The sequence below is a fragment of the Peterkaempfera griseoplana genome (genome assembly GCF_001418575.1).
Taxonomy (GTDB): domain Bacteria; phylum Actinomycetota; class Actinomycetes; order Streptomycetales; family Streptomycetaceae; genus Peterkaempfera; species Peterkaempfera griseoplana.
In genome coordinates this window covers 1-5,498 of sequence record NZ_LIQR01000331.1, presented here as the reverse complement: position 1 = coordinate 5,498, position 5,498 = coordinate 1, and the positions used below count along the sequence as shown (strand labels likewise).

Below are 5,498 nucleotides of genomic sequence, written 5' to 3'. Positions count from 1 at the left end.
CTGGTGGGGGGAGTGCTGGTCGGCGGAGTACTGGTGGGCGGCGTGGTGGGGGTGTCCGTGGTGTCGCCGTAGATGATCCCCCGGCCGTTGGTGGAGACGTACACCCGGCCGTAGACCCGCGGGTCACCGGTGATCGCGGCGCCGGTCCAGCCCCACTGGTGCTGGTCGTCGTTGATCCGCACCCAGCTGGCTCCGGCGTCGTCCGAGCGGTAGATGCCCCGCACTCCGCCGATCTTGGCGCTGGAGTACAGCGCCGGGTAGGAGCGGCCCGGGGCGGCCTTGCCGAAGCCGATGGAGTCGGCCTGGTCCACTCCGGAGATCTTGGTGAAGTGCGCCCCGGAGTCGGTGGAGTGCCACAGGCCGTAGCTGCCGCTGGTGTCACCGCCGGCCAGCCAGACGTCGCCCTCGACACCGGGGACGGCCTTCAGCCGGACCGGGCCCGAGGCGGGCAGGCCGGTGGCCGCACTGGCGGTGAAGGTCGCTCCGCCGTCGGTGCTGGTGTAGAACGTGCCGGCCGAGAAGGCGTAGAACTTCTTGGCGTTCACCCGGTCGGACGCCACGCGGGCGCCGCGCGGGACCCCGCTGGACGAGGTCCAGGAGCTGCCGCCGAAGGCGGAGACGGAGACGGCTGCGCCGTCCGGGCTCCAGAGCACCTTGGAACCGTCGGCCGCCAGCGCCACGTCGCCGCCGCCGGAGGTGCCGGAGGGCTCGTTGCTGCCCTGGTACCAGTCGGCGCCGTTGTCGCCTGAGAAGGCGATCCGCTTGGAGGTGGAGGAGGAGTCCACATTGCCGACCCGGACCACCTGCAGCGGGTTGGACTCCGCGTAGTCCAGCGAGGTGCTGGTGGTGAAGGTGGGCGACTGGTACATCATCGCCGGGACCTTGGTGACGTCGGTGTGCCGGAAGCCGCCGATGTCACCGAGCGCGCTCAGGAGCGGCGCACCGCTGGGCGGGCTGACCAGGTCGTTGACCGCGGTCTCCTCCAGGCCCTGCACCATCGGCTTGATGGTGATCTTGCTGCCGGAGTCCCAGTTGGTGAGGTTGTCGGAGCCGTAGAGGGTGGCGCCGGTGCCGTACATCATCCGGTTGGAGTCGAACGGGTCGATCTCCAGCGACTCCGTCATCCAGCCCAGCTTGGGCGTCTCCTCGGGCGGCGAGGGGTTGCCGCCGAAGGTCAGCCAGGGCGACGAGGAGATGTCCATCGTGTACTGGTCGACCCGGGTCGGGTAGCTGCTGTAGTCCCAGATCTTCTTCCAGGTGGCGCCGCCGTCGGTGGAGCGGAAGATCTGGGTGTCCGGCCACCAGGAGCTGTAACCGGTCACCATCAGGGTGTTCGGGTGCTGCCGGTCGATGGTCAGACCGCTGTAGCCGAAGTAGTCGTCCCCGCCTGAGTCATCGGAGGGCACGGGGCTGATGCGGGTCCAGGTGCCGGTGGCGGTGGCGTACTTCCACACGTCGCCCGCGGAGCCGTCGTAGGGGCCGCCGGTGTCGCTGGTGGAGATGTACAGATAGCCGTTCACCGGGTCCATGACGCCCTTGTGCGGCAGGTAGCCGGTGGGCTGCCCGGCCACCCGGGACCAGGTCGCACCGCCGTCGGTGGAGCGGTAGATGCTGTTGGCCTTGTCGGCGACGCCGACGTAGACGGTCTGGGTGGCGCTGCCGCTGGTACCGGTGCGCTTGTCGAAGGTCACCCAGAGCACGCCCTGGTTGTCGCTCTGGTAGCCGGTGGTGTCCGTGGGGTCGGCGGCGTAGTTCCCCGGGTTGGGGAAGGAGGTCACCTGCGACCAGGTGACGCCGTAGTCGGTGGAGCGCCACAGGCCCTTGCCGCTGGGCGCGCCGAAGTACAGCACGCTGTCCTTGTTGGGGTCGATCGCCAGCCGCTCGCCCTCGCCGCGGCCGGGCATGTTGCCGCCGATCTTGAACGGCAGGACGGTCCGCTGCCAGGTGGCGCCCTTGTCGCTGGAGCGCAGGATGGCGCCGTTGTTGGGGTCCCAGCTGTTGGTGTAGTTGCCGGCCGCGACGTACACCCGGTTGGTCTGCACCGGGTCGGTCGCCAGGCTGGCGACACCGGTGTAGCTCCAGTCGTCCCAGCCCACCGAGTCCAGCAGCGGGATCCACTTCTTGGTGGTGGGGTCCTGGCGGTAGGCGCCGCCGATGTCGGTCCTGGCGTACACCAGGCCCTTCTCGGTCTGGTTGAAGACGATGCCGGGGACGAAGCCGCCCCCGTCGATGCGCACATTGTTCCAGGTGTACGACGAGGACGCCGTGGAGGCGGCGGAGGCGGTGCTCGCCCCGGCTCCGGAGAGCCAGGTCAGGCCCATTCCGGTGGCCACCGTCATGGCGACCACTGTCGCCCTGACGCGTTTGTCCATGGGTGCGGACTCCAGACATGTCGGGCCCGCGCTGCGAGGAGGCCAGCGCAGCTCCCCCGGGGAGGCGGGGGAGTGCGCGGCCGATACGCCCGCAGCGTTCACTGGCTCGCCGCACCGGACAGGGTGCGCGGGCGTGGTGGTGGGACCGGGCGGGGCCCGGTCGCGGGAGCGGCCCGCGCGACAGGGGGTGCGGGGCCGTTTCCCGCAGACGAGAGGGTACTTGGCGCCGCCGGGGCAGCAGAAGACATCCGAGGTGTCCGGGGGGTGGCCGACTCCGGCCACCGGACATCACCCGTACGGGGGACACCGTCAGGACGGAGGTTCGCACAGACGGCAGCCATTCGAGCACACCCGCACGGCCCGTGCGGGCTTTTCGGCGAACCTCCGGTGACCGGTTCACAACGGTGAGTAGCGTCCCCGCCACGCCGCTCCACCGAGGGAGGCCCCATGGGCGACATGAACCACTTCAGCTTCGGCTGGCTCACCCCCGTGCTGTCCTATGTGATGGCCTGCGTGGGCTCGGCGCTCGGCCTGCGGTGCACGGTGCGCGCGCTGGCCGCCACCGGGGCCGCCCGCCGCAACTGGCTGCTCACCGCCGCCGCGGCGATCGGCTCCGGCATCTGGACCATGCACTTCGTGGCGATGCTGGGCTTCAGCGTCTCCGGCACCGAACTGCGCTACAACGTCCCGCTCACCGTGCTCAGCCTGCTGGTCGCGATGCTGGTCACCGGCCTCGGGGTGTTCGCGGTGGGCTACGGCCGGCACCGCGGCCGGGCCCTGGCCGTCGGCGGCCTCACCACCGGCATCGGTGTGGCGTGCATGCACTACATCGGCATGGCCGCGGTACGGATCCACGGTTCGCTCGGCTATGCGCCGCTGCCGGTCGCCCTCTCGGTGCTGATCGCCGTTGGCGCCGCCACCGCGGCGCTCTGGGCCGCCCTCACCGTCCGCGGCGGAACGGCCGCGGCCGGCGCCTCCCTGGTCATGGGGCTGGCGGTGAGCAGCATGCACTACACCGGGATGGCGGCCGTCCACATCCGGATGCAGCCCGGACGCACCGCGCTGGGCGGGGCCACAGCGATGGAGTTCATCTTCCCGCTGGCCGTGGGGCTGGGTTCGTTCCTCTTCCTCACCTCGGCCTTCGTGGCCCTCTCGCCCACCGCCCGGGAACGCGCCGCATCGGCCTCCGCCGAGGAACTGCGCAACGACCCGGCCGTCGTCTGATCCGGCGTCACGCCACCCAACCAGCGGGAACGAGGATTCCATGCGACTTCGCCGCAGGCCGTCCGGCGGCGCGCCCAGCGCAGCCGCCGCAGGAACGGCCGCCGTACGCCGCCCCACCGGCGGGGCCGCCGGGGCGCCCGCCGCCGGGTCGCACCGGCGCGGCGCCCATGCCGGGCAGCCCGCCACCGAGGACCACCGGGCGCCCCGGGGCCCCGCGCCGGCCGGGGACACGCCCCCGCCCCGGCCGGCGCGGTCCGGCGCCGGCCCGGTGCCGCGGCCCGCAAGGTTCGCCCTGCGTCTGCGCTCCGTACGGGCGAAGATCGTCGCCCTGCTGATGGTGCCGGTGGTGTCGCTGATGGCCCTGTGGGCCTTCGCCACCGTCAACACCGTGCAGGACATCTGGAACCTGCTGCACTTCAAGGAGGTGCACAGCACCCTGCTGAACCCGGTCGCCGACACCGTCACCGCCCTCCAGGCCGAACGCACCGCCGCCGCCCGCTACCTGGCCGCGCCCACCCCCGCCACGGGCGCCGCCGTCCGCGACCGCGCCACCGCCACCGACCGGGCCGCCGCCCCGCTGGCCCTGGGCCGCGACTACAACAGCGCCGACGCCGCAGGACTCGGCCAGGACGCCGCCGCCAGGGTCTCCGCACTGGTCGACCGGCTGAGCACCCTCGCCGCGCTGCGCAAGCGGATCCAGTCGCGGTCGGTGGACTGGCCGGCCGCCTACCGCGACTACAACACCGTGATCGACCAGGCCTTCGACGTCAGCGGCTCACTGACGGGACTTCAGGACCAGCAGGCCGCCTCCGACGCCAGGGTGCTGCTGGAGTTCTCCCGCGGCCGGGAGATGCTGGCCCGCGAGGACGCCCTGCTCACCGCGGCCCGGCCCGCCGGGCGGCTGGACGGCGCCCAGCACCGGGAGTTCGACGGCGCCGCGTACTCCCGCCGGGACCTCTTCCGGCAGTCCGCCGCCGATCTGCGGCCCGCCGACCGCTCCGCCTGGCAGCGGGTCGCCGACTCCTCCGAGTGGCAGGACCTCACCGCCCTCGAGGACGCGGTGGCCTCCGCCGCGGACGGCCGCCCGGCCGCCGCGGCCGCCCCCGCCGACCGCTGGGACGCCACCGCCCAGAGCACCGCCCAGCAGCTGCGCTCGGTCGAGGAGAACGCCGGCCGGGCCGCCGCCGAACGCGCCGACCCCTATGCGCTGGGCGTCCTCACCCGCTCCGGGGCCGCCGTGGGCTTCGGCCTGCTGGCCGTCCTCGCCTCACTGGTGATCTCCGTGCAGGTCGGCCGGGGCCTGGTCACCGAGCTGGTCGGGCTGCGCAACTCCGCCCTGGAACTGGCCGGCCGTCGGCTGCCCGGGGCGATGCGGCGGCTGCGGGCCGGCGAGGAGATCGACGTCGAGGCCGAGGCGCCGCTCACCACCGGTCACGGCGACGACGAGATCGGCCAGGTCGCCCTCGCCCTGGACACCGTGCAGCGGGCCGCCCTGCAGGCCGCGGCGGAGCGCGCCGAGGTGCTCTCCGGCGTCTCCGGGGTCTTCGTCAACCTGGCCCGCCGCAGCCAGGTGCTGGTGCACCGCCAGCTCACCCTGCTGGACGCCATGGAACGCCGTACCGAGGACCCCGCCGAGCTGGCCGACCTCTTCCGGCTGGACCATCTGACGACCCGTATGCGCCGTCACGCCGAAGGTCTGATCATCCTCTCCGGCGCCGCCCCGGGCCGTGCCTGGCGCCGCCCGGTGCCGCTGCTGGACGTGGTGCGCGCCGCCGTCTCCGAGGTCGAGGACTACGCGAGGGTGGAGGTGCACCGGATGCCCCATGTCTCGGTCGCCGGGCCCGCCGTCGCCGACCTCACCCACCTGGTCGCCGAACTGGTGGAGAACGCCACCGCCTTCTC

General features: G+C 72.8%; 3 protein-coding genes. 2 read left to right on the top strand and 1 reads right to left on the bottom strand.

The features are described 5' to 3' along the window. On the bottom strand, nucleotides 1-2,372 hold a 2,372-nt coding region (locus AOK09_RS24125), incomplete at its 3' end, for a xyloglucanase (protein ID WP_407675432.1). Between the two features lie 447 nt (nucleotides 2,373-2,819). On the opposite strand from AOK09_RS24125, the gene AOK09_RS24120 reads away from it, so the two are divergent. Both AOK09_RS24120 and AOK09_RS24115 read left to right on the top strand, forming a co-directional pair. Beyond that, a complete protein-coding gene (locus AOK09_RS24120) occupies nucleotides 2,820-3,596 on the top strand; it encodes an MHYT domain-containing protein (RefSeq protein WP_055589339.1) in 777 nt (258 codons plus the stop codon). Between the two features lie 40 nt (nucleotides 3,597-3,636). After that, nucleotides 3,637-5,498, top strand: a 1,862-nt coding sequence (locus AOK09_RS24115; protein ID WP_055589338.1) for a nitrate- and nitrite sensing domain-containing protein, incomplete at its 3' end; no start/stop codon positions are given.

What these genes read in the sequence shown, in the direction of transcription:
- AOK09_RS24120 (WP_055589339.1), top strand. Translation starts at nt 2,820, where the DNA reads ATGGGCGACATGAACCACTTCAGCTTCGGCTGGCTCACCCCCGTGCTG.